Origin of the sequence: Rhizobium sp. BR 314 (assembly GCF_047445805.1) — a bacterium.
Taxonomy (GTDB): domain Bacteria; phylum Pseudomonadota; class Alphaproteobacteria; order Rhizobiales; family Rhizobiaceae; genus Rhizobium; species Rhizobium lusitanum_B.
Map to the genome: position 1 here is coordinate 1 of NZ_JARWLA010000038.1, position 24,771 is coordinate 24,771.

22 protein-coding genes are annotated in these 24,771 nt (G+C 59.9%); 4 read left to right on the plus strand and 18 right to left on the minus strand.

The features are described from left to right. Window positions 1-19 precede the first annotated feature (19 nt). Together QD461_RS30425 and QD461_RS30430 are read right to left on the minus strand one after the other, a co-directional pair. Window positions 20-1,054, minus strand: a complete 1,035-nt coding sequence (locus QD461_RS30425; protein ID WP_414090930.1) for a LacI family DNA-binding transcriptional regulator — start codon at window positions 1,052-1,054, stop codon at window positions 20-22. A 391-nt stretch (window positions 1,055-1,445) separates the two neighbouring features. Further along, a complete protein-coding gene (locus QD461_RS30430) occupies window positions 1,446-2,780 on the minus strand; it encodes an aspartate aminotransferase family protein (RefSeq protein ID WP_414090931.1) in 1,335 nt (444 codons plus the stop codon). A gap of 142 nt (window positions 2,781-2,922) precedes the next feature. On the opposite strand from QD461_RS30430, the gene QD461_RS30435 reads away from it, so the two are divergent. Continuing rightward, window positions 2,923-3,471 (plus strand): cupin domain-containing protein, encoded by a 549-nt coding sequence (locus QD461_RS30435; RefSeq protein ID WP_414090932.1) that lies wholly within the window; start codon window positions 2,923-2,925, stop codon window positions 3,469-3,471. 38 nt (window positions 3,472-3,509) lie between these two features. Here QD461_RS30435 and QD461_RS30440 read toward each other — a convergent pair whose 3' ends face one another. From QD461_RS30440 to QD461_RS30460, 5 genes are all read right to left on the minus strand, one after another. After that, a complete protein-coding gene (locus tag QD461_RS30440) occupies window positions 3,510-5,333 on the minus strand; it encodes a cytochrome c biogenesis protein DipZ (RefSeq protein WP_414090933.1) in 1,824 nt (607 codons plus the stop codon). A gap of 18 nt (window positions 5,334-5,351) precedes the next feature. Then, on the minus strand, window positions 5,352-5,840 hold the full coding sequence (gene msrB / locus QD461_RS30445; protein WP_414090934.1) for a peptide-methionine (R)-S-oxide reductase MsrB: 489 nt from the start codon (window positions 5,838-5,840) through the stop codon (window positions 5,352-5,354). Between the two features lie 154 nt (window positions 5,841-5,994). Continuing rightward, the gene (locus QD461_RS30450; protein WP_414090935.1) at window positions 5,995-7,227 is read right to left on the minus strand and encodes a DUF2325 domain-containing protein; all 1,233 of its coding nucleotides are present in this window, start codon (window positions 7,225-7,227) and stop codon (window positions 5,995-5,997) included. 70 nt (window positions 7,228-7,297) lie between these two features. Then, window positions 7,298-7,942: a pyridoxal 5'-phosphate synthase gene (locus tag QD461_RS30455; protein ID WP_414090936.1), complete on the minus strand. Its 645-nt coding sequence runs from the start codon at window positions 7,940-7,942 to the stop codon at window positions 7,298-7,300. A gap of 9 nt (window positions 7,943-7,951) precedes the next feature. Beyond that, window positions 7,952-8,728 (minus strand): class I SAM-dependent methyltransferase, encoded by a 777-nt coding sequence (locus QD461_RS30460; protein WP_414090937.1) that lies wholly within the window; start codon window positions 8,726-8,728, stop codon window positions 7,952-7,954. A gap of 174 nt (window positions 8,729-8,902) precedes the next feature. Here QD461_RS30460 and QD461_RS30465 point away from each other — a divergent pair, with 174 nt between their 5' ends. Then, window positions 8,903-9,793 carry a LysR family transcriptional regulator gene (locus tag QD461_RS30465; RefSeq protein WP_414090938.1) on the plus strand — a complete coding sequence of 297 codons (891 nt, stop codon included), beginning with the start codon at window positions 8,903-8,905 and terminating at the stop codon, window positions 9,791-9,793. A 21-nt stretch (window positions 9,794-9,814) separates the two neighbouring features. Here the strand turns inward: QD461_RS30465 and QD461_RS30470 are convergent, their stop codons facing one another. The 7 genes from QD461_RS30470 to QD461_RS30500 form a co-directional block, all read right to left on the minus strand. Further along, window positions 9,815-10,546 carry a molybdate ABC transporter substrate-binding protein gene (locus QD461_RS30470; RefSeq protein WP_414090939.1) on the minus strand — a complete coding sequence of 244 codons (732 nt, stop codon included), beginning with the start codon at window positions 10,544-10,546 and terminating at the stop codon, window positions 9,815-9,817. Then, the gene (locus QD461_RS30475; protein ID WP_414090940.1) at window positions 10,543-11,331 is read right to left on the minus strand and encodes an ABC transporter ATP-binding protein; all 789 of its coding nucleotides are present in this window, start codon (window positions 11,329-11,331) and stop codon (window positions 10,543-10,545) included. The genes QD461_RS30470 and QD461_RS30475 overlap by 4 nt, the downstream gene beginning before the upstream one ends. Next, on the minus strand, window positions 11,321-12,355 hold the full coding sequence (locus tag QD461_RS30480) for a FecCD family ABC transporter permease (RefSeq protein ID WP_414090941.1): 1,035 nt from the start codon (window positions 12,353-12,355) through the stop codon (window positions 11,321-11,323). The genes QD461_RS30475 and QD461_RS30480 overlap by 11 nt, the downstream gene beginning before the upstream one ends. Next, on the minus strand, window positions 12,352-13,416 hold the full coding sequence (locus tag QD461_RS30485) for an ABC transporter substrate-binding protein (RefSeq protein WP_414090942.1): 1,065 nt from the start codon (window positions 13,414-13,416) through the stop codon (window positions 12,352-12,354). The genes QD461_RS30480 and QD461_RS30485 overlap by 4 nt, the downstream gene beginning before the upstream one ends. Window positions 13,417-13,645: 229 nt before the next feature. Then, window positions 13,646-14,668, minus strand: coding sequence for an ABC transporter permease (locus QD461_RS30490; protein ID WP_414090943.1), 1,023 nt, complete (start codon window positions 14,666-14,668; stop codon window positions 13,646-13,648). Continuing rightward, window positions 14,652-16,187, minus strand: a complete 1,536-nt coding sequence (locus QD461_RS30495; RefSeq protein ID WP_414090944.1) for a sugar ABC transporter ATP-binding protein — start codon at window positions 16,185-16,187, stop codon at window positions 14,652-14,654. Before QD461_RS30495 ends, QD461_RS30490 begins: the two co-directional genes overlap by 17 nt. A 160-nt stretch (window positions 16,188-16,347) precedes the next feature. Continuing rightward, window positions 16,348-17,334 (minus strand): sugar ABC transporter substrate-binding protein, encoded by a 987-nt coding sequence (locus QD461_RS30500; protein WP_184705221.1) that lies wholly within the window; start codon window positions 17,332-17,334, stop codon window positions 16,348-16,350. Between the two features lie 330 nt (window positions 17,335-17,664). Between QD461_RS30500 and QD461_RS30505 the strand changes: the two genes are divergently transcribed. Both QD461_RS30505 and QD461_RS30510 read left to right on the plus strand, forming a co-directional pair. Next, a complete protein-coding gene (locus tag QD461_RS30505) occupies window positions 17,665-18,675 on the plus strand; it encodes a LacI family DNA-binding transcriptional regulator (RefSeq protein ID WP_184705607.1) in 1,011 nt (336 codons plus the stop codon). Window positions 18,676-18,748: 73 nt separating this feature from the next. Continuing rightward, complete coding sequence (locus QD461_RS30510) at window positions 18,749-19,282, plus strand: GNAT family N-acetyltransferase (RefSeq protein ID WP_414090945.1); 534 nt, start codon at window positions 18,749-18,751, stop codon at window positions 19,280-19,282. A gap of 64 nt (window positions 19,283-19,346) precedes the next feature. Here the strand turns inward: QD461_RS30510 and QD461_RS30515 are convergent, their stop codons facing one another. From QD461_RS30515 to QD461_RS30530, 4 genes are all read right to left on the minus strand, one after another. Continuing rightward, a complete protein-coding gene (locus tag QD461_RS30515; protein ID WP_414090946.1) occupies window positions 19,347-20,291 on the minus strand; it encodes an isoaspartyl peptidase/L-asparaginase family protein in 945 nt (314 codons plus the stop codon). Between the two features lie 89 nt (window positions 20,292-20,380). Continuing rightward, window positions 20,381-21,919 carry a hydantoinase/oxoprolinase N-terminal domain-containing protein gene (locus QD461_RS30520; RefSeq protein ID WP_414090947.1) on the minus strand — a complete coding sequence of 513 codons (1,539 nt, stop codon included), beginning with the start codon at window positions 21,917-21,919 and terminating at the stop codon, window positions 20,381-20,383. Continuing rightward, window positions 21,916-22,992 carry a DUF917 domain-containing protein gene (locus tag QD461_RS30525; protein ID WP_414090948.1) on the minus strand — a complete coding sequence of 359 codons (1,077 nt, stop codon included), beginning with the start codon at window positions 22,990-22,992 and terminating at the stop codon, window positions 21,916-21,918. The genes QD461_RS30520 and QD461_RS30525 overlap by 4 nt, the downstream gene beginning before the upstream one ends. A gap of 168 nt (window positions 22,993-23,160) precedes the next feature. Further along, window positions 23,161-24,756 (minus strand): ABC transporter substrate-binding protein, encoded by a 1,596-nt coding sequence (locus QD461_RS30530; RefSeq protein WP_414090949.1) that lies wholly within the window; start codon window positions 24,754-24,756, stop codon window positions 23,161-23,163. Between the last annotated feature and the right edge of the window lie 15 nt (window positions 24,757-24,771).

Sequence of the window (24,771 nt, forward strand, 5' to 3'; positions counted from 1 at the left end):
GCGGAGCATGTCTCTAGGATCAGCGTTTTGGTGTGACGCGATCGTCGGAGCGTTCGATGAGCCTGGGCATGATGAGGGCTTGCAGTGCCTCGGGCGGTTCGCCTTCCATGCGGCGCAGGATGTAGCTGCCCAGAAGCTCGCTCGGCTCGTGGATCGGCAGGAAATAGGTGGTGATCGGCGGCGCGAAATACTGGCTGACATTGAGATCGTCGGTCGCATTGATCACCGCATCGCGGCCATGCACCAGACCGCGCTCGTGGAAGCCGGAAAAGGCGCCGAGCGCCGAGGCCTCGTTGGCGCAGATATAGGCCGTCGGCGGATCGGGCAGACGCGACATGACAAGCACGCTTTCGCGGCCGAAGGCCGGCGTCAGCCGGTCATGCGCCACCAGCACCGGATCGAAGGCAAGACCTGCGACATCGAGCGCCTGCCGATAGGCTGCAAGCCGGGTGATGGCATAGCTCAGATCCGCCAGCGGATTGATGAGCGCGATGCGGCGATGGCCACGCTCGACGAGCCGCGCCACCGACCGGCGGATCATCTGCTCGTTGTCGGCATCGACATAGGCATGCGCATCATTGTGGATCGTCGTGCCGTAGGTGACGAAGGGAAAATCCGCCGCCTGCATGATGCGGATGCGCGGATCGTCGGCGCGCGTGCCCGAGACGATGATGCCGTCGGCCTTCTTCAGCGCGACGATCTGCCGGATCGTCGAAAGGCTCTCCTCGAAATTGCGCACGGCATAAAGCGAGACGCGATACGGACTATCCTCCAGCGCCCAGGAAATGCCGCTCAAGAGCTGGGCATATTCGACGCCCTCCCATTCCTGCTGCTTCGGGCCGGGGGCCGTCATGATCGCCGCGACCTGATAGGTCTTGCCGGTGCGCAGCTGCACGCCATGCATGTTCAGCTCGTAGCCGACGCGTTCGGCAGCGGCGACGACGATCGCCCGCGTCTCCGGCCGCACCTGCGGCGAACTCTTCAACGCCTTCGATACCGTGGCGATCGAAAGGCCGGTTTCCTGCGCGATGGTCTTGATCGTCGGTCTCTGCATCCGGTCCGGCTCGCTACGACTTCATCTTACTCAGGGAGGCGGCCAGAAGAATATAGACCGCCGACGTCCAGGCGAACGCCCGGTCGCGCAATCCCATCCCCGACACGGCCGCGAAGTTCTCGGCCATACCGCTTCTCAACGCAACTGAACAGAACTTTTCCGAGATCGCACGGCCTATTTCTACCTAACCTTGACGGCGCGCCGCGGCAATACCCGTGACATCGCACTGTCGAATGAAAGGCAATGGAGATTCAGGTGAGATGGGCTCTTCGCTCGAGTCCGGTTTTGCAGGCAGCCATCGGCGCCGCGATGAAGCAATCGCGGATCAATCGCGGACGCTTCGTGGGAGATGGCAAGGCGGGCATTTTACCGCCGGCCTTGCCAAAGCCGATCAGGCGGCGCGCTTCAGCGCATCGCCAATAGTGGAGACGATCGTTTCGATCTGAGCACGCTCGATAATGAGCGGCGGCGAGAGCGCCATGATATCGCCGGTCACGCGGATCAAAAGCCCCTTGTTGAAGCAATCCACGAACACGTCATAGGCGCGCGTGCCGGGTGCGCCGTCGCGCGGCGCAAGTTCGATTGCACCGACAAGGCCGAGATTGCGGATATCGACCACATGCGGCAGGCCTTTCAGCGAATGCAGGGCATTTTCCCAATCGCTTGCCAACTCGCTGGCGCGTGTCAGAAGGCCCTCTTCCTCATAGACTTCCATCGTTGCGAGACCGGCGGCGCAGGCGACCGGATGGCCCGAATAGGTATAGCCATGGAAGAGCTCGATCTGGTTTTCCGGGCCGGTCATGAGGCCATCATAGACCTTGCGGCTGGCAAAGACTGCGCCCATCGGGATGGTGCCGTTGGTGATACCCTTGGCCGTCGTCACGAGGTCGGGGACGACGCCGAAATAGTCGGTTGCGAAGGGTGTACCCAGGCGGCCGAAACCGGTGATGACTTCATCGAAGATCAACAGGATGCCGTATTTGTCGGCAATCGCCCGCAAGCGCTCGAGATAGCCCTTCGGCGGCAGGATGACGCCGGCAGAACCGGACATCGGCTCGACGATGACGGCGGCGATGGTTTCAGCGCCATGCAACGCGACCAGCCGCTCCAGATCTTCCGCAAGCTCGATGCCGTGCGCCGGCAGTCCTTTGCTGAAGGCATTGCGCTCGACGTCAAGCGTGTGGCGCATATGGTCGGCCGGGATCTGCGGGAAGACGCGGCGGTTGTTGACGAGACCGCCGACGGAAATGCCGCCGAAGCCGACGCCGTGATAGCCTTTTTCGCGGCCGATGATGCGGGTGCGGGTGCCCTGCCCGATCGCCCGCTGATAGGCGATAGCAATCTTCAGGGCGGTGTCGACGGATTCGGAGCCGGATCCGGTAAAGAATACGCGGTCAAGCCCACCCTTCGGGCCGCCCGGTGCGTGCGCAGCAAGCTTTGCGGCGAAGTCGAAGGCGATCGGATGCCCCATCTGAAAGGTCGGGGCGAAGTCCATCGTCGAAAGCTGGCGTTCGACCGCCTGAGTGATTTTCTTGCGGCCGTGACCAGCGTTCACGCACCAGAGGCCGGCGGTACCATCGAGCACCTTATTCCCATCGATGTCGGTGTAGTACATGCCCTCGGCCGCAGCCAACAGTCGCGGCGCCGCCTTGAACTGGCGATTTGCCGTAAACGGCATCCAGAAATTGTCGAGAACCGGGGTGTTGGTGTGGGTAATCTTGTCCATCATCGCCTCCATTGCGCCAGCACTGAATCCGCGATTTCCCTGAGCCGAACAAGTCCTTTTCTATGCCGATTTAACCCTTTGATTTTCAAGAGGCGGCGTATAGAGTTTTCGATATTTCGAACACGTGAAACGCGGGATCACAATGTCCGTCGATATCGGCAATCGCCTCCGCCACCTGCGCCTCGGGCGCAATCTTTCCCAGCGCGAGCTCGCAAAACGCGCCGGCGTGACCAATTCGACGATTTCGCTGATCGAATCCAATTCGGCCAATCCGTCGGTCGGCGCTCTCAAGCGCATTCTCGACGGCATCCCGATCGGCCTTGCCGAATTCTTCGCCTTCGAGCCGGAAGCGCCAAAGAAAGCCTTCTACGCTGCAGAGGAACTCGTCGAAATCGGCAAGGGTCCGATTTCCTATCGGCAGATCGGCGAGAACCTGTTCGGCCGCAGCCTGCAGATCCTCAAGGAATGCTATCAACCCGGAGCGGATACCGGCAAGGTGCCTTTGGTGCACGAGGGAGAGGAAGGCGGCATCGTCCTGTCAGGCCGCCTCGAAGTCACGGTCGATGACGAGCGGCGCATTCTGGGGCCGGGTGACGCCTACTACTTCGAAAGCCGACGGCCCCACCGCTTCCGCTGTGTCGGGCCGGTGCCTTGCGAAATCATTAGCGCCTGCACGCCGCCGAGCTTCTGATCACCCGTACGTCGGAGGGCGCGAATGCGGATATGCCGTCAGCCGAATGTGAACGCATAGGCCTGGGCACCGGGATCGAGGAACTTGATCTCGAAGGTATGATCGGCGACGGCGCCGCTCGTGCGGACGAGTTGATAGAGCCTCTGCTCCGTCACAACGCCATTCCCGTTTGTATCCGTATCGACGCCGTGACTATCCCCGGGCGGCTTGCCGTCGATGGTGATCCGGAAGCGGACAGGTTTTCCATCCGCCGCCGGTCCAAGCACCAGATGCAGATCGCGCGCATGAAAACGATAGTACAGACTGGTATCGGCCTTGTTTGACATCGCCTCTTGTCCGCCCACCGTCCAGTTGCCGACGAGCCCCCATTCGTTGAGCTTCGGAGTTCCGGCAACATAATCATGCGCAGCGTCGTTTACCGTACCGGCGTCGTCGACGAAGTTCTGTGAGCGCAGATAGCCGACATAGGTTTCCGGCGACTGCACATCGGCCTCATCCGAGGCCGCGGCTTCGGCGCCCGTTGCCTTCACGTTGACGATATCGCCGGAAACATTCACCTTTCCCGCCTCAGCAAGGAGCTGCTGGATCACCCGCTCGGACTGATCATAATCGCCCTCGCCAAAGTGATGGTGACGAACCTGGCCCTGCGCATCGATGAAATAATGCGCCGGCCAATATTCGTTGTCGAAGGCGCGCCAGATCGCGTAATTATTGTCAATGGCGACGGGATAGGTAATGCCGAGTTCGCCGATCGCCTTCTTCACGTTGTCGGCATTCTTTTCGAAGGCGAATTCCGGCGCATGGACGCCGATGACGACAAGGCCCTGATCCTTATATTTCTGAGCCCAAGCTTCGACATAGGGAATGGCGCGCAGGCAATTGATACAGGAATAGGTCCAGAAATCGACCAGGACGACTTTGCCCTTCAATCCGGCTGCCGTCAGCGGCTCGGAATTGAGCCATTGGACCGCACCGTCAAGCGACGGGATGGAGCCCTCGGCAGACAGCTGGATAGCCGCGGCCTTCTGCGCCATTGTCATTGAGCCACCGGCGTCGGGTCCGTTCGAGTTCGCGCTCATCATCGCGCCGCCGTCGCTCTTCATGACCACGGACGACGGCTTGCTCTGATCCTGCGCACGGAAACGATCCACAAGGCCCTGCTCGAGCGAGGCGGTGCTGGCGAGTGAAGCCCGCGTCAACAGGCCTGTGTCGAGCCCCATCGCAATCGCAACAACGGCCACCAGAACAGCAACGCCGACGCCGCGTCGGAGCCACTCGCCAACGCCGAGCGATTGCTTCATGGCCTGATAGGCACGGCCGCCGATCAGGAGTGCCAGAGCCAGCGAGGTCGCAGCACCGAGGGCGTAGGCAAGCAGCAACAGTGTCGTACCCACGCTCGCCCCCTGCAGAGCCGCACCCGTCAAGATAAGGCCGAGCACCGGTCCTGCGCATGGCGCCCAGAGTAGCCCCGTCGCTACACCGAGGAGCAATGAGGCCAGCATCTTCGAGCCCCCACCGCGGCTGGCGCGATCGGCCGACTGCGACAAGCGTGCCCCGAGCGAAACCAATGGTCGGGTCAGATGGTCCGAGAGCGACGGAAAGAGCAGAATGGTGCCGAAGACGGCAAGCAGCGCCATCGCCGCATAGCGTCCGTATTCGTTGGCTTGTACCGCCCAGCCGCCGCCCAGAGCTGCCAGTGTCGCCACCGCCGCGAAGGTCGCCGCCATGCCGATAAGCATGGGCAGCGTGCTGCGCAGAAATGGCTGGCCTGCCCGCGCAAAGACGAATGGCAGCACCGGCAGGATGCAAGGACTGACGATGGTGAGAACACCGCCAAGATAAGCAAGAATGAAGAGGATCATGGTCGTCTCTGATTTCGGTCAGGCCGCAGCGGGATGGAATTTCATGGCTACGCCATTCATGCAGTAGCGCAGGCCGGTCGGCTTCGGTCCGTCCTCGAACACATGCCCAAGGTGACCGCCGCAACGGCTGCAATGCACCTCGTTGCGCACCATGCCGAAAGATGTATCGCGCGATGTTGCCACCGCTCCTTCGATCGAAGCCCAGAAGCTCGGCCAGCCCGTGCCGCTGTCGAACTTGGTGGACGACGCGAACGCATCCTGATTGCAGCCGGCGCAGGCGAAGTTTCCCTTTCCATGCTCGTTCAGCAGCGCACTGGTGAACGGACGCTCTGTCCCCTTCTCCCGGAGCACGGCATATTGATCGGCGGTCAAGATCTTGTGCCATTCCTCATCGCTATGGGTGACAGCAAATATCCCCGACGCCTTGGTTGCCGTTGCCCCCATGCCCAGTCGCAAGCCAATGCCGCCGAACGCGGCGGCGAGAAGTAACAGTCGTCTGCTCAGCATCACACTCTTCTCCTTGACGGATAAGCCGCCTGCCCGCAGAACGCTTGAAGCACCGATTTTCTCGGCGTTGATCATGTCCTGCCGCTATGGATACGAAAGCGGGAGCGATCTTGTTACGCACATGCCGGTGAAAACACCGAAACGTGATTGACCGTCACTCGGCAGCCGCCAACGGCTGCGCAATCGCTGCGGCAAAACTGGCCAGACTTGCGGAACGCAGCGGCAGATAGGGCTTATTGCTTTCGCGGCACAGACGTTTGACCATGTCAGCCGCCGAATGGCTGATGCAATCGACCGGGAAGATCGCCCAGGAGACGCGGCTGACCATGCCCGGCAATAGCGAGAGGTTATCTTCAACGCCGCCGTCATGGAGCATAAGATCGATATTCTGGTGTTCAGCGAGTTTCCGCAATCGATCGAAAAGGTTCTTGCGGCCGCCGACGTAAAGCAACGTCTGAAGCTCATTCGAAAGTCCGAGAGCGACTGCGGGTGCGGCTACCTCCGATGCGGTCAGCGCCGTCTCCAGGAGATTCAGCTCATGCTGCAGAGTACCGTTTTCCTCGGCAAGCGCCGCAGCGCGCCGCTCGGCCTCCGCGAGTCTCGCTTCCAGGGCGGCAACACGTTCGTCATATCCGCCGGCACGCTGGGCGGCGACTTGCAACCTTTGTTGCAATCTTGATTCCTCGCCATTATCGGCACGCGCCGGCTCGGCTGCAACGGTCTGCCTGCGCAACAGATCTGCTTCCAGCTCATTGATGCGTCTCTTTAGACACGCCTGATTATTGGTCGCCGCCTGAAGCCTGGCTTCCTGACGCGCAATCTTGTTGTCCTTGGCTTCGGCGTCCAACTGCAGCTTGCGTAACCGTGCAAGATCGAGCCGGCTGGAGCTGCCGACGAGATGCGACAGCATGTGCACTTCGCCGAAGACCTCCTGCCGCAGCGAGCGATCGCTCGCCGGGTGGCTCATGACAGCCCAGTAGGCTCCCGATATGTCTCCGTCATCGACGGCGACATTCCATTGAGACCTGACCTCAGACGCGGTCGAAAGCTTCGAAAATTGCTTCAGGATCCGGTCGTGGCGACGCTCAAGGGCCTTGTTCAAGAGCTTGCTGGCAATGTCGTGCTGTCCGGCAGCCCTGACGCCGCGACTATGCAGTGCATGATCAGTCGCCATCTTCGCATCGATGTCGCCGACCTTGGCAAGGACTTGCCGCAGCTCGGCAGTGGTCAGGCAGGTGCCGACGATCGAGCAATGAAACATCGACGGCAGCTCCCAAGTCTTCAGCCTCTGGGCTCTGACGACGACCACAGATTCCGCAAGCGGCAGCTGATCTACCTTCGGAAGCGAAAACGAAAGCGGCGGCTTATGATTGAACAGAACGGACATGGTCGCACTAGCGTTATATTTCGTTAGATATTACGCTAGTGCGTCTTCTGTCATCAGGCAAGCTCGGCCTTTACGGCCAAAGTCGCTCTCTTACCCAACCAAGCTTTTTGCGGCTGTATCGCAAACGATAATGGCGGCGGTCGCTGTCCCCCTGGCAGAACTCCACCTCATGCGGCATGACGATGAAGACCGCCCAGCTTGGCGCGACAAGGTCAGGCTCTTCCTGCAGTCTGTGATGCTGTCGGTTCAGTGCGTCCTCCAGCTCTTGCGTGGAGCCCAGCACCTCGCTCTGCCTGGCAAGCAGCGCCACCGCTTTCGCGCCTCGCGAGCGCGCACGAAAATCCGCGTCACGCTCGTGAATTTCGGCTTGCAGCGCCATCCCTCGCAGACGGACCTGTCGCCCGAGTGCCGGCCAATAGAAAGTCAAAGCGACTGCGGGATTGAGGGCGATCTGGCGCCCTTTTGGCCCGCTATCCGTCGTTGCAAAGTGCCAGCCTCGCTGATCGAGATTCTTCAAAATGACGACACGGGCATCCGGCCCACCATTCTCGTCGACGGTGGAGAGCACCATGGCATGCGGCTCCTTCACGCCGGCCTCGATCGCGTCACGAAGCCAATGCAAAAACAGTTCTCGCGGCTCATTCGGCGTCAGATCGGCATCGAAGGCGGGAAATGGCCCTGTTAAAGATTTCAGCAGGCGTAGTTCATCTCTCATCACCTCACCTCATGGCCTTGCAACAATGAGCCGCAGCGAGCCTTCGAAGAAGGGCTGCGTGCGAAGGACGCCATATCGACGATCCCAGCTTCCATCAGCGAGATCACGACCAAGTTCGGCCGCAAAGCGTTCACCGATCGACGGATCAACGAAGCTCCAGGCAGAATTGGCAAGCCGTGCACCAGGATCGAGCATACGCCCCGGCCGGCCGTAATAGGCCTCGCCGAAACCATCGACACAATTCAGTGGGATGGGTACCGGACGGACCTCAGCATTACCGCCAAGACCTGCAACAATGCTCGTCATGGATGGATAGCGGCGCGCCTCGACGGCGATCATTTCTGGCGCATAGGCATGCAACCAGGATCGCTCTAGCAACTCCGGGTCGCAGCTGAGAATGAGAACAGGTCCGCGCGTGACACGGCGCATCTCGCTCAGCCCGCGCTCAAGGTTCGACCACTGATGAACCGTGAACGTCGCCATCGCGGCGTCGAAGGCTTGGTCTGGGAAAGGAAGGTTCTCCGCAGCGGCATCGATCGCAAGGGGAAGAAGCGCCGGCCTTTGCGCACGCATCGATGCCGATGGCTCAACGGCGGTGACCTCCCGATCGACCGGCTCGTAGGAGCCTGCTCCGGCCCCGACGTTCAAGACCGTGGCCGCATCGCCGAGTGCCCGTCGAATGAATTCAGCGATGTGAGGATCCGGCTGCCGATAGCGGCTATAGCCTGCTCCGATGACGCCGTAATTGGCGTCTCCAGCGCTCCCATCCTGATGTCTATTGTGCATTTCATGTCTCCATTGCCATTTTCGGGCCAAGCTTCGGCGCAGATGAAAATGCTTATCGCACCGTCATCTCATTGTTCTGTGATCACACAGCGCTTGCGTTTAATTGGTAAGAAACATGCTATCTCGCAGAAAGAAAATCGATATGATCGAACAGTCAATGTTCGGAAAATGTACATGAGTAGGCGTATTCCCTCCCTCAATGCCTTGCGTGCCTTCGAAGCCGCCGGCAGGCTCGGCCGCATGACGCTTGCGGCGGAAGAGCTCAACGTCACGCACAGCGCGATCAGCCGGCAGATACAACATCTTGAGGACGTGCTCGGCATACCATTGTTCGAGGGGCCGAAGAACCGATTGAGACTTACGGAGGGTGGCGCGACCCTGCTCTCGGGCCTCACGACCGCCTTTGACCAGATCGACCTGTCGGTCCGCGCGGTCGCCGACGCGGAAGACGGGCAACTCGACGTCTCCTGCCCCGGCACATTCACAATGCGCTGGCTCATTCCGCGCCTTTATCGCTTTCAAGCACAGTATCCCAACATAGAAGTGCGCCTGTCGGCTTCGTCGAAACCTGTCGATTTCAGCCGGGATGGCTTCGATGTCGCCATCAGAGTCGGCGTCGCCCCGTGGCCGCAGGGCGCCGACGTCATTTCATTGTTTCCGGAACAGACCGGGGCGGTACTTGCCCCGTCACTGCTTGCCGAAACCACGCCCGAATTCGACAACCTGCCGCAACTCCACACGCGCACGCGACTACGTGCCTGGGGCGATTGGCTTGCCCGCTCGGAAAGGCTGGTGCGGACAGGACCGCGCGTCGAATATGAACATTTCTATTTCATGCTCGAAGCTGCCAGCGCCGGGCTCGGCGTCTGCGTGGCCCCGTGGCCCTATGTCGGCGACGACATCCGTTTCGGTCGGCTCATCGCGCCCTACGGCTTTCTCGAAAGCGGCCATGAATATGTTGCGCTTCGCCGGGCCCGGCGTAACAGGAAATCCGTTCTCTTCTGCGAATGGCTGAACGGTGAAGCCGAAGCCTATCAGCGATCGAGCCGTCCTCCCACGATCTGATCTTGCCGCATGTGCCATTCGCTAGCCGATCGGAGAAAATCCAGCTTCGCTCAAAATCCACTGGCCGCGGGGAGAGAATAGACAATTCCGCAAGTGCGCGGTTCTGCTGTCTGCGCCCTTTCGAATTGCCACGCCATACTCGATGAACGGCTGAAACGGGTCGGGGATATCGACAATGGCGAGCGCTGGATCGGCGGCCAGCAGACGCGCGTTCGAAGAATAGCTCATCATAAGATCGACTTCACCGTCGGTGATCAAATAGCCGCTGGGCTTGCCCGGAGGTGTCGGGGGAGAATTGCGCCCGCCGACCAACTGACGCGACCGGGACTTCATCGCCTGTCCTGTTCCCGGGTGTTGAGCCTCTATGCGATCGAAAACCTCGAAGGCGTAGTCACCGCCCGGATCATCGCCCGGCGTCGATGTGCCGATCCTGACCTCTGGGTTCGACAGGATAGTGAGGAAGTTTTCCGTCGTGAGGCCGAGATCGGCCCGGGCAACGACGCTCAGTCTGTTTCGGGCAAAACATGCGGCATTTTCTGTTAGACCGGCCGCCGCCAAGCGGTGCGGATGTTCCATATTGGCCGACGCGAAAAGATCGAATTCCGCACCCGCCTCGATCTCCTCACGCAGCAGCCCAGCCGGCCCGAGCGTCAGCGAAACTGCAATGCCGGTCTCCTCACCAAAGGCCTCTATGATCGCCGGGAAGGCATGACGCAGACTTCCGGCGGACAGAACCCGAACTGTGTCGCTCACAGGCGATTTCCTTTCCATTTCCTCTGGCGGAACAGCGGCACGAAAGCCGTCTCCATGAGCTCACCATTTCCAAGCACTGCCGAGCGGACCGGAACGCCATAGAGCGTTTCAAGGTTAGCCTCGGTCATGACCTCCGCCGTGGCGCCGAAAACTGCCGCAGCCTGGTCGAGCATGAGCAAGACCTTGTCGGCGACTGCCGCGGCATGGTTTGGCTGATGTGTCGTAAAGGCAATAGCCAATCCTTCGCGATCGGCAAGCGTAGCGAGGAGCGAAAGCACCACATCCTGATTTTTGAGGTCGAGCGCAGAGGCCGGTTCATCGAGCAACAATACCGCGTTCTCGCCGGCCAGCGCCCGGGCGATCAGAACGAGCTGACGCTCGCCGCCGGAAAGCGCGTCGATGTTGCGCTGCGCATAGCCAGCCATACCGGTGGCATCCAGTGCTTCCATCGCCTTCTGCACATCGATCCGATGCGGCGTGCGGAAGAGACCAATGTGACGGGCACGCCCCATCAAAACAACATCGAGCACGGAATATGGAAAGGAGCCAGCAAACTCCTGCGGGACGAAACCGGTGCTCTCATTCAGCCGCATGACACCGGAGGTCGGCTTTTGAAGCCCGGCCAGCACGCGCAGCAAAGTCGATTTGCCACGGCCGTTCGGCCCGAGGATGGTAACGATTTCGCCTGCATTGAGCGCGAAATCGAGATCGCGAAACTGCCACCGTTTCCCGTCATAGGATTGGCTTGCGCCTGATATCTGTACCCTGGCCAGATCAGAAGCCACAGGCGCCTCTCTGGCTCTGCCGCAATATAAAAGCGAAAACAGGCGTGCCGATCAGCGCGGTGAGAATCCCAAGCGGAATTTCCGAACCGGTCGCAGTCCTCGCAACGGTATCGATAACAAGCAGATAGAGGCCACCGATCAACAAGGAGGCTGGCATCATGACACGATGATCCGGGCCAACAAGCATGCGTGCTATATGTGGAACGACAAGCCCGACCCAACCGATGATGCCACTGACGGCGACCTGCGCCGCGACGATGCAGGAAACGAGTATCAGGGTGAGCCAGCGCAATGGCTCGACGTCGACACCGAGGGCGCGGGCATCCTCGTCACCAATCGACAGCAGGTTGATCCGCCAGCGCAGGCCCAGCAAAAGCAGGCCCGCGACGAAGATCGGCCCCGCCACCAACGAGAATTTCTGCCAATTGGCGGTGGCGAAGCTGCCAAGCAGCCAAAAGACCATCGCCGGCAACTTGTCCTCAGTATCGGCAAGATACTGCACCAGGCTCACCAGCGCTCCGAAAAAGCCGCTGACGACGACGCCCGCCAACACCAGCGCCAGGATGTTGCGGCGGGCGACGATGCCGTTCAGAGCATAGACGATGACGAGAGCCGACAGCCCGAATGCAAAAGCCGAGCCGAGCAGGCCATAGCGCGAAAAACTCAAGAGGATGGCAAGCGTGCCGCCAAAGGCGGCGCCAGAGGAAACCCCGACGACCTGTGGACCGACCAAGGGATTGCGGAACACCCCCTGCAGCGTCGCCCCCGACAACGCAAGACCGCCCCCCGTCAGCAGCGCCAGCAGGATACGCGGCATGCGCACCGTGAAGACAACATTGGCTTCCGTCGCCGTTACGGGCGTTGCGGGCGCCGAAATCGGCGACCAGAGAATTTCCACCACCCGCAGAAACCGAATATCGTATCGCCCCACTCCAAGAGAGACCACCGCCGCGACTGCGAGCAGCATCGCCAGTATGGCGATGACAACCCGCGGCGCATGCCGGGAAGCGACACCAGCGCTCATTGCGCTGCGCGATAATCGATACGGTAGAATTCCTTGTAGTAGACGTTGGCTTCCTTCTGCATGTCGATATCCTTGAACCACTCCGGATACAGCTCCTTCGCCATCCAGAGTTCGCCGAGCGCCATGGCTTCCGGCATCGGATAGCCCCAGGCCTTGGCATATTCCGGCATCAGGTAGATGCGTCCACTCTTCACCGCATCGATGGTCTGCCATGAAGGCGACTTCTTGATATCGTCGATAACGTTGGGGTAGCGCTCCTGCACGAAGATGACGGTCGGATCCCATTTCAGCACGTCCTCCATCGTCACCTGCTTGAAGCCGCTGATCGAGTTGGCGACGTTGCGAGCGCCGGCGCGCTCCATCATCAGACCGGTATATTTGCCGCGGCCGTAGGTGGTGAGGTCGGGATTGGCCATATAGACCGGTAAACGCTTGTCTTCCGGAATGTCGGCAAGGCGATCGGCGATCAGTTTGCGTGCCTTCTTGGTGACCGCAATCATTTCCTCGCCCTTGTCCTTGCGGCCGAGCACCTCGGCAATCAACCGCACGCCGATCGCAAATCCTGCATCGATCGCGGCCGGCTCATCCTTGACGGAGGGGTTGAGCTTCACCGCTTCTTCCGGCGGTACATCAAGAAGTGAGATCGCGACGACGGGAAGCCCTGCCTCCTCGATCTGCTTCACCATGTCGGCTGGTGCATAGTTGGTGACGAAGACGACGTCCGGCTTCAGCTTCAGAAGCTCCTCGATGTTCACCTTGGTCAGACCACCCGGCATCGGCAGCTTGGGAAGCTGCGGCGCGAGCCGCACATAGTTGGCGCCCAGTTGCTTCTTCCATTCGTCGAGAACACCAACCACTTTGTCCATAGCATCGAGCTGGACCGCAATGTTGAGCGTCTGATGCTGCAGGATGACGACGCGGTTGACCGTATCGGGAATATGCACCTGCCGGCCGATCTGGTCTGTGACGACATGATCGGCCCAGGCGGGCGCGGAAAACAGCAGACCGCCGAACAGAACAGAGATTTTCGCAAGGAAGAGCAGATGACGACGGCTGAGCATGGGATTCTCCTGAGATAGTCCCAATCGCTAGCATTATATTTTTCCGTATACAACGACCGTGTTGCTGCAGAAATCCGAAGGCTCGCGCCACCGGCATTGCACGCCGGAAACTCCGGAAATATTTGAGTTTTCTGAAATAGTGCAACGCTCCGGGTCGATGTCCGGAGCAACGAAAACGGCGCGAGGCAACCCTCGCGCCGCACCTCACCCACCAAGGTTCGACTGCGTGTCAGCGCGTCTCGAGTATCCGCATTAGGCGGCCACGATAGCTGTCGAGAATGACAGCCAGCACGATGACAGCGCCGATGACGATCGGTTTGATATTGTCGTCCGCGCCGAGCAGCTGCAGCCCCGTAGACAGTACCTGCAGAATGCAGGCGCCCACCAGCGTACCGATGATCGACCCTTTGCCGCCCGAGAGGCTGGTTCCGCCGATAATGACTGCGGCAATGGCATTCAGCTCGTAGCCGATACCCGCGACGGGGCTGCCGACGTTGAGGCGAAGCAGGTAGACCATGGCTGCGATGCCTGCCGTCAAGCCGGAAATCGTGAAGACGGCAATCTTGAACTTCTTCGGTTCATGCCCCGACAGACGAACCGCCTCCTCGTTGGTGCCGATCGCGAAGACGAAGCGCCCGAATACCGTGTAGCGCAGCACGAACCAGCCGATGAGCACAACAACGATCGCGATGAGGAAGATCGAGGGCAATACGCCCCAGAAGATCAGATTTCCGAAATCGACAAATGGTTGCGGCAGGCCGGTGATCGTTGAATTGTCGCTGACGACACGCGCCAGACCGCTCGCGACGTTCAGCATGCCGAGCGTGACGATGAAGGACGGTAGCTTCCACTTCTCGCACACCCAGCCATTGATCGCGCCAAGTACGGCACCGGCGCCCATGGAAGCGAGCGATGCGAGCACGATCGCCTGCCAGGGAGAGAACCGCGGATCAACCATGATCGTCGCACCGATAACAGTGCAAAGGGCAAGCAGCGAGCCGACCGAGAGGTCGATGCCGCCCGTCAGAATGACGAAGGTCATGCCCGAGGCCAGCACCGTATTAATGGCGATCTGCACGAAGATCTTCAGAAAATTCTCAGGCGTCGCGAAATAGGGCGCCGTTGCCGAGAAGAATATCAGGATGATGACGAGCGCGATGGCAACGCCGGCCTCCTTCATCGATATCCGAATGAGCTTGTCCCAGAAGCTGCTTTCTCTCGCCTCGATTTTGCTTTCAATGTTGCCGGACACGACTGTACTCCTTGTAGGCGAGCGAGAGGATCCTGCTCTCTTCGAATTGGTCCCGGGCTATCTCTCCGGCGATCTTGCCGTCCGAAAAGACGATGATGCGGTGGCATATGCCGATCAGCTCCGGCAGATCGGAGGATACGACCAGAACGCCCTTTTCTTCGGCGGCGAATTTCCACAGGAGATCATAGATTTCGGCCTTTGCACCGACGTCGATCCCCCGCGTCGGCTCGTCGAAGATCAACACCTTCGGGCCGCGGAACAGCCATTTCGCGATGACGACCTTTTGCTGATTGCCGCCGGAAAATGTCCTGACCAGCTGGTGTATGGACGGCGTCTTTATGCGCAGCTCCCGCACGAGGCGTTGCGAATAATCGTCTTCGACCCTGCGGCTGATCAGACCGTTGCGTGAAACCTTATCGAGATCCGTTATGGTGGTATTTTCGGCGCAGCTCATGTCGAGCATCAGCCCCTGCATCTTGCGGTCTTCGGTTGCCAGGCACAGCCCGGCCGCAACAGCATCCTTCGGCGAATTGATTTCGACCAACTCGCCATCGATACGAATTTCGCCGGCGGCCTTTGCGTCCGCGCCGAATATCGCGCGAACCGCCTCGGTGCGGCCGCTGCCGACCAGGCCAGCAATACCGACGATTTCACCCTTGGCAACGGAAAAGGACAGTTCCGGGCTGTTGCGTGTGACCTTCAAGCCCGAAACACCGAGCGCCTCACCGGAGATGACGCTGTCACCGCGAAAGGCGTTGTGATGTGAGAGCGTCCTGCCGACCATGAGCTCGACGATCTCCGGAATGCCCAGCCCTGCCAGCGGGCGAGTGATCACCTGCTGGCCGTCGCGAAGCACAGTCACATCGTCGCCGACTTCGAAAATCTCCTCCAGCCGGTGCGAGATATAGAGCGTCGTGACGCCACGTGCCTTCAGCCGTCTCAGAATTTCGAAGAGACGATCGACCTCCTTGGAGGTCAGGGTCGCCGTCGGCTCGTCGAGAACCAGAAGCTTGCTTTCATAGCAGAGCGCCTTGGCGATCTCGAGCAGCTGAAGCTGGGCAACACTGAGACGGCTCGCCGGCGTTGTTGGTGCGACGTCGAGCCCGACCTCCGCCAACAGCTCTGCCGCTCTGCTGTTCATTTCCTTGTAATTCACTAGGCCATAGCGGCGCGGGATATGCTCGAAGAGCAGATTTTCAGCGACCGTAAGGTTGGAAAGAGGATGCAGTTCCTGATGGATGACGCGGATGCCCGCCTTGAACGCTTCGAGCGGAGAGGTCGGACTATAGATTTCGCCATCGAACAGAATCTGTCCGTCGTCCGGCTTGAATACGCCCCCAAGAAGATTGATCAGCGTGGACTTCCCAGCGCCGTTTTCGCCGAGCAAAATGTGGCCCTTGCCGCGGCCAATCTGTATGGAAACGTCCTTCAGCGCGACAACGCCCGGGAAACGTTTGCCTATTCCTTCCAGCTTCAGAATGAAGTCATCATCTGTGACTGACACGTCCACCTCATGCATGTTCTATGTCGAATGGGAGATGGCCAACCCTCCGAGTGCTATGCGCAGGGTGCTCGGAAGCGAGCCTCATCCTGGGCATTCAGCGAGGAAGACGGTTGGGTAACGGATAGCGCCGGTCAACGACCGGCGCCTCCATTGCGCTTATAGCCTAGGGCTCGGACTACTTGATGTCCTTGGCGGTGACGAGCGTGACATCCGTCTTGACCCAGCCCGTGAACTTCTCGCCTGCATACTCGCGAAGGCCGTACTTGATGCCCATGGCCGCCATTTCCGCGCCATACTGTTCGACGGTGGCAAGCATCTTGCCGTCCTTGATCAAGGGCTTGACGGATGGGATGTTGTCGAAGCCGACGACCTTGATCTTGCCGCTCTGGCCGGACGCGTCGAGCGCCTTGACGACGCCGAGAGCCATGGAGTCGTTTGCGGCCATGACGCCCTGAATATCCTTATACTTGGTCAGGAAATTCGTCATGACAGTATTGGCTTCTTCGGTCTCCCAATGCGCCGTCTTGCTATCGAGGAGCTCGAGCTTGCCGGCCTTGATGGAGTCCATGAAGCCGACCTTGCGCTCCTTGGCGTTGTCGGCCTCGGGATTGCCTTCCAGAATCACGACCTTTGCGCCGGGACCCAGATCCTTGGCCAGCGCGTCACCTGCGAGCTTGGCACCCTCGGCATTGTCGGGCCCGAAGAAAGCCAGATCGATACCGGCTGCCTTCTTGGCGTCCGCATCGAGCGGCACGTCGATGTTGATGACCTTGACGCCGGCCTTCACCGCCTTTGCAAGCGGCGTAGCCATGGCCTTCGAGTCTGCGGGGGCCACAACGATGATATCGTATTTTTGCGTCACGAAGTTTTCGACGGCATCGACCTGTGAGGCGAAGTCACGTTCGTCCTTCATGCCGACGGCCTTGAAGTCGAACTTGTCCTTGTTTTCGGCCGCATATTTGTCCGCACCGGCCTTCATCTGCTTGAAGAATTCATTGGACAAGGATTTCATGATCAGACCGACCTTGGGCTTACCGGCGGCAAAGGCCGGCGAGACGCCGCAGGATAGGGCAAGCGCCAACGTGCCTGCAAGGCCGAGCTTCAGCGCCGTACGGCGCGGGGCATTGATCAAGACAGATTCATGCTTCTTGGAATTTGACATTTCTCTCCTCCCGAACGGTCCGAAGCTCAGCTCCATCTGAGTTGCCTGCGGCAATGAACCGTTTCCAAACATCTATTGGGTAGCAATGCTTCCGAGGATTGTCAAGGCTGTGAAAACGCCCATAAAATCGGAGGCAATTGCAATTATCGAAATATGCTGCACTATATCTATTGAACCGTTTCCACGAGACGTCTTGCTGTTTTCTTTGTATGGCCGCAACGGTCGTCAAATTTAGAGTGCGACGCCATGACGAAGGCGCTAGAGACCGTTGGCAGCAAGCCTGGATCAGGGATCTTTTGCTGCCGAAGATGAAGGACACATGTTTCCGTGATGCCAAAAGTCGGAATTCGAGACGTCGCCAAACTCGCAGGGGTTTCTACCGGGACGGTTTCGAGAGTCTTGAATGAGCATCCTTCCGTCACACAGGAAGTGAGGGCGCGCGTCAGCGGCATCATCAAAGAACTCGGTTACATGCCCGACCCCTCCGCAAGGAGCATGCGCAGCAAGGTCAGCCGCCTCATCGGGATCGTCATTCCGGATCTGACCAATCCCTTCTTCTCGGAACTGGTCCAATCTGCAGAACAGGCCGCGGCCAAGCACGGCTACAACATTATCGTCATGACGTCCTTCGACCATCCCGCCAAGGAGGCAGACCGGATCGGGCAACTGACCAGCAGGAAAGTCGATGGCATCATCCTCGTTCCCAGCAACGATTTCCATACGCTGAAGCTGCCTAAGGGGCTACCGATCGTCGTCATCGACCGCCTCATGCCCGGATATTCCGGGATTGCTTCGGATCATCGCAGCGGGGTTAGACTTGGCATCGACTATCTGCTGAAGCTTGGTCATCGCCGCATCGGTTTCATTTCAGGTCCGGAGGGTTCCGTTCCTGCCAATGACCGCCTGAGGGGTTATCTCGATGCCATGAAACAGGCCGGCGACGGTGGACGATTGGCAGAACCGCCGCTGATCGCCGAGGCAGGTTTCGACTACGAAAGCGGCCGTTCGGCCGGAAACTATCTCCTCGCCCGCGCCCGCCACGAGCGCCCGACCGCCATTTTTGCGAGTTCGGACCAGCAGGCGATCGGCTGCATGAGGGCGGCCTATGATCTCGGCATCCCGATCCCGGCAGCGCTTTCCATCGTCGGCTTCGACGGCATTCCTCTCTCAAACATGACGATCCCCCGGCTGACGACGGTGAAGCAGCCGATCCCGAAGATTGCAGCGGCGGCGGTGGCGGTTCTCCTGAATGAACGACCGGTGCCTGATGTCGACGACCCGGTCCTGTTTGCCTGCGAGCTCGCCGAAGGCGAAACGACGGCCGCACCCCAACCTGACTAGATATTATCGGCCGGGAGGATTGCAATTTAATCGCGACATGGCATTTGATGCTCAATCTGCAAGGGCGCCTACCATGATCGCAAAGTCCATCTCCCGCTCACATATCCGCACAGCCCGACTCACCCTACGACCGACATCCGTTGCCGATGCGCAAAGGGCTTTGGAAATCCAGAGCGACTGGGATGTGGCGCGCATGTTGGCTAACGCCACCTATCCTGCCGACCGGGAAGACATGGAGACCTGGTTTGCAAGCCATGAGCTGGAATGGGCCGAAGGGACTGCTTATCGCTTCGCTATCGAGCGAGAAGGAAGGATGATCGGGATCGTCGATGTCGACGGCATTGCCGCCGGCGAAGGCAGCCTCGGTTATTGGCTGGAAAAAGTGGCCTGGGGCAAGGGCTATGCCTTTGAAGCCGCCCAGGCGCTGATCGAGTTCGCCTTTTCTGAGGTAGGATTGTCGAGCCTCGTTTCCGGCCGCGCCGTCGATAACCCTGCATCTGGCCATGTGCTGACAAAACTGGGCTTCACCCAGCTTGACAGCAGAGGGCTTTTTTCGCGGTCACGCGGTGAAACGATCCTCCAGGCTCGCTATACCCTTGCGCGCTAGAGGCTGCGACGCGGCCTCCCATGTCAAAGGCACCGCAGGTCGCAGCCCTGCTTAAACAGACCTTCTAGAGTTCGACCTCGTAGACCTCTTCATGCGTCGCAACGAAAGCCTTGCCTTCCGGCGTCACCCAGCCACGGAACATCCCCGGCGTATTGTAGGGCGCAGCGACAATACCCTGGGCATCCAGGGCAACCAATCCGGCGCCGATCTGATGCGGGGCCAGATCATGGTTGATAAGCCCGTCCGTCGCGACCGCAATATCCTGCTTGAGATAGGCCATCCGAGATGCGATCTCGTGTCCAACGACATAACGGATGAAGAACTCACCCTTGCCTGTGCCAGAAACTGCACAGACGCCGTCGCGCGCATAAGTGCCCGCGCCAATGACCGGGCTGTCGCCCACCCGTCCGTCAGGCTTGTTTGTATAGCCGCCGGTTGACGTTGCAGCGGCGAGATGGCCGGCGGCATCGAGCGCCACGGCGCCGACGGTGCCGTGTTTTTCGTTTTCGGTCCCTTCAGTACCGGCAGCGGCGTGCCGTTTCATGGCTTGCAGCGCATCGACCCGTTTCTGCGTGGTGAAATAGGATTGCGGCTCGACCGGGAGGCCTTTTTCCTCAGCGAAACGATCTGCCGCGGGACCGGTCATGTAAACCGCGCGACCATCCTCCATTAACAGACGGGCTGCCTTGACCGGATTGCGGATCGCATGCGATGCGCTGATGGCACCCGCTTCCAACGTCGCGCCGTCCATGATCGATGCGTCGAGTTCGTGCGCGCCATTTTCGTTGAGGGCCGCGCCATGACCGGCATTGAAGTGCGGGCTGTCTTCCATGACAACGACAGCTGCCTCGACGGCATCAACAGCGCTGCCACCAGTCTTCAGCAGCGCATAACCTGCACGCAGAGCCGCACCGAGATCGCGTCGCGCTCCCGCCCACTCCTCCGGTGTCATGCTATTTTCCGGCATGACACCACAACCGCCATGAATGGCCAGCGCAATTTTCATCATTTCCTGCTCCGATCCAGCATCAGCGCTTCCTGTGCGCCGAGTGCCGCTCCCATAAGTGGCGTCCAACCAAGACGATCGGGCACCGCGATTCATTTAAAGGCGATATCGCCGATGACCCTTACTCTTACGCGCCGCGCACCGCCAGGCAGATAAGCAATTGGAATGTCCTCGACTTCGAGCGTCTTCAGGCTGGCGCGGCTGGCGCCGGAAGCAACTGCCGCGTTCTGAGCCTCCGCCTCTGCCTTCGCGAGAGCTTCGTCGCGGCTCAACCCCGAGAACACCTGGTCGACTTCGCCCGAAACCTGCGCCATCGCAGCGCCAAGCGCATTGGCAACGCCGGCATTTTCGACGCGAAGAACCTCTGAAGCACCCGCGATCTTATCGGGGATCAGGAAGGCGCCGCCGCCGACGGCGATCAGTTGCACATCCTCCGCCGAAGTCTTCATCTGGTCGAAGCTGTCTGTCACCATGTCGCGGATGCGTCCGAGGCTCGCCTTCACGAAGGCCGGGTCGAGGTCGCGAACGCGATCCTTGTCTCCCATCTCGATCAGACCGGCGGCGACGGCGACGTCCGACGTTGTCAGCGTGTTGCCGCCGAAGACGCGCGCCTCCGTCAGGATGCGATAGCCAACTGAACGCGGGCCGACCTTGCCTGTTTCCGGATCGATGATTGTTCCGCCGCCAAGTGCGATCGGCAGAAGATCCGGCATGCGGAACAGCGTGCGCACGCCGCCGATATGGACGATGTTGTTGGCCTCGCGCGGGAAGCCACCAACGAGGCAGCCGATATCCGATGTCGTGCCGCCGACATCGATGACCATGGCATCACTCAAGCCGGTGAGAAAGGCTGCGCCCCGCATTGAATTCGTCGGGCCGGATGCAAAGCTGTGAACCGGATTGGTCGCCGCGACATCAGCCAGAGCGACCGTGCCGTCATTCTGCGTCAGATAGAAGGGGGCTGTAACGCCTGCTTCGCGCAACGCATCCGAAAATGCCTGTACCGTCGTCCTGCCGAGCGACTGCAGTGCTGCATTGAGAAGCGCGACATTTTCGCGCTCGAGCAGGCCGATCCGTCCAAGTGTGTGCGACAGCGTGATCCTTGCATCGGGGATCACCGAACGGACGATCTCGGCAGCCTTGACCTCGCATTCCGTCGTCAGCGGCGAAAAGGTCGCCGATATCGCGATAGATGTGATACCGGCATCGCGGATCTTCATCGCCGCTTCGCGGATTTCATCCGGGATCATGGGCACGAGCGGACTGCCGTCATACTCATGGCCGCCGTGAACCATGAAGATCCGCGGATCGACGGCCGCGCGCAGATCGTCAGGCCAATCGCACATCGGCGGCAGGGACGCACCGGTCGGAAGCGCAATGCGGATAGCAGCCACACGTTCCAGCCGCGCCCGCTCGACGACGGCGTTGGTGAAATGCGTGGTGCCGATCATCACGGCGTCGATCGGCCGGCCGGATCCGCCGACATAGCCGGCGACATGGCTCAGGGCCGCTTTTACACCGGACATCACATCCTGTGTCGTGGGAACCTTGATGGAGGCGATGATCTTTTCACCGTCGATCAGAACGGCATCCGTATTGGTGCCGCCAACGTCAATACCGATGCGCTTCATGCGAATACCGATCTGAAATCAATGTCATAGCCGAAAGCACGCGGGCCGACAGCAGCGATCCCCGCGGGCGTGGTCAGGAGTTCCGGAGCCGGCAGGGCGACAACGGTCACGCGCTGGCCATAGCGCACAGACTCGGTGCCGATGGCGCCGCCGGAAATCGTGTCGAGAAGGCAAAGAAGATCCGGTGTCATCGCTACCGGTTCGCCATCGCGGAAGGCGACGGCCCATTCATTCTGGAAGGCAAGCTCCATGCGCGAACCCTTGTCAGCATCGATGCCTTCAATCACGGTGCGCCCACGTAGGAAGCCGCCCGTGGTTTCGCGTGCCACATCGATCACCTTGCCGCGGAACAATTGCTTGCCGCCCTCGTGATCGAGAACCGCCTTGACCGGATCGTCATGACGCGCGCGCGCCTCGATGACGGCGCGGCCAAGCTCCGTCGCCTTGGTGATGGTGTAGTGAATGCCCCAATTCTTCACCTCACGGCCGGTGCGCGGCGCCTTGCAGGTGGCGGCCGTCGAGCCGACTTCCGTGCAGACCTTGCGCGAAATCCGCTCCATCCACTTCCAGGACGCAGCCTTGGTGACGATGACCTCGTTGTCGCGCACGTCGACCAGGGAAAGCGGATACATCGGCAGATTGCCGATGGCGAAGGAGGTCATCTGCGCCTCGGGATAGGCACGTCCCATCGCATCGGCGTTGACGACCGGCCTGCCCAGGATCGCGGCAGCGAGGAAGGAGGACAGCGCATTCGAGCCGCCAATCTCGACGCTCATGATCGCGCGGAACGGCTTGCCGAGATAATCCTCCATGACCTCGACCGCACGCGCAAGATGCACGGGATCACTTAGACGCTCCTGTCCCACAAGCGGCGCCCCCATCTTCGAGACGACGGCAACCATGTCGTCATCATCGAGCGCCATCGGATCCATCACCTGTACGCGACGACCTTCGGCATAGAGCCTTCGAAGATTGAGGGTCGAAATATAGGGATTGCCACCGCCCCCGGTTCCCAGGATCCAGGCTCCCGTTGCGAGCGGCTCGATATTTTCTTCGGCGAATTCCTGAAGCATGTTTCACCTTCGGCAATAGAGCGGTTCAGCATTTCACGGAACTCTGAGCCGCTCTATCTCTTTGTTTCCTCGCAATTCCGGACGGAAACCGCTCCGCACTTTTCCCGGAGTTGCACTAGCTGTCCCGACCCCGAATGGGGCCGGGTCGGTGTCCTGTGCAGGCGAAGATCAGTTCGCCTTGCAGTCCCAATGGAAGTTCGAGAAATTCAGATCCCAGCTCTGCATGGGAATGAACGCGTAGCCCTGCAAGCACTTGTTCGCTGCATAGCGCCGATTCGGCGACACTGCCCACACGTCGGGTTGCAGCTCGGCGAGCTTTGCCTGCAGTTCCTTGTAGGTCGCATTCTGACCCTTGATGTCAGTGGTCGCCCGCGCCTTGTCGATCAGTGCGTCGACCTCGGGATTCTGCAGCCATTCCATCGACATCCAGGTGCCTGAAGCCTTTGAGTGGTACTGGTTGTAGAAGATCGCGTCCGGTGACGGATAATTGGGCGAGATGTTGACTTGCGTCGACGCCGGCGTGGTTTCCGGCTTCGACGAAAGCTCGACGATGCGGTTCCAGGGCTCGGGCTTGATATCGAGCGTAATGCCGATCTGTTCGAGATTGGCCTGCATCAGCAGCGCGACCTCGGATTCAAAGGCAAGCGAGGCGACGTAGCTGTTAACCAGGGTGATCTTCTGGCCGGCATATTTCGATTTGGCGAGCTCTTCCTTCGCCTTTTCGAGATCAAAAACGCCGGGCTGGATATCGTTGCTATGGGCGTCCTTGAAGACGGTCGAAAGCGGACCGGTCATGTCGAAGCCGGGGTAGATCGCCTCCTGGATGGTCTTGTAGTCGGTGGCATAGGCAATCGCACGCCGCACATGCACATCGTCGGTCGGATAGACCTTGCTGTTCAGCTTGATGACGAAGCCACCCGCCGTCGTCGACTGGAGCAGCTTATAGCCCGGCATCTTGCCGATCGTTTCATAAGTGTCGTTCCCAAGACCATGCGAGGAAAGACCTAACTCGCCCTTTTCGGCCAGCGCCTTGACGGTCGCATCGTCGCTCGTCTGAACGAAGCGCACTTCGTCGATCGGCGTACCCTTGGTCCAGCCGAGGAAATAATCGGCGTTGCGAGCGATCACCATATCGGCGGAGCGATTGTAGCTGACGAGCTTGTAGGGGCCGGAGCCGGCGGAGTGCTCGCCGACATAGGCTTCGCCCCATTTGTCATCCGGCTTGGAGTTGGCTTCGATCAGCTTCTCGTTCAGCGCCATCATCAGCGGTGTGACGGCCATGAACGGCGAGAACTGGCGATCTAGTTTGACGACGACGGTCTTCTCGTCCGGTGCGGTGACGTTTTCGGGCTTCACGAGGCCGACAACGAGATTGGATGGGCCTTTGTTGATGCCGATCAGACGCTGAATTGACCAGACGAAATCGGAGGCCTTCACGGGCGAGCCGTCCTGGAACTTGGCATCGTCGCGAAGATGGAACGTATAGGTCAGGCCGTCCTGGGAAATGTCCCAGGATTTTGCCAGATGCGGCACGATCCCGCCCGAAGGACTGACCGTCGTCAGGGCATCATACATGTTCACGATGGCCATGTAGCCCGTGTAGTCGGTGACCTTCGCCGGATCGAGCGAGCTGAAAATCTGCATCGTGTTGACGGCAATCGACACCTTGTCGGCGGCTGATGCCGCAACCGACGTCAGCGGCAATGCCGTGGCGCCGGCAAGCAGAAGCGCCGAAAGACGTAGACCGTTGGAACCCATCTTCATTCAAGTTCTCCTCTT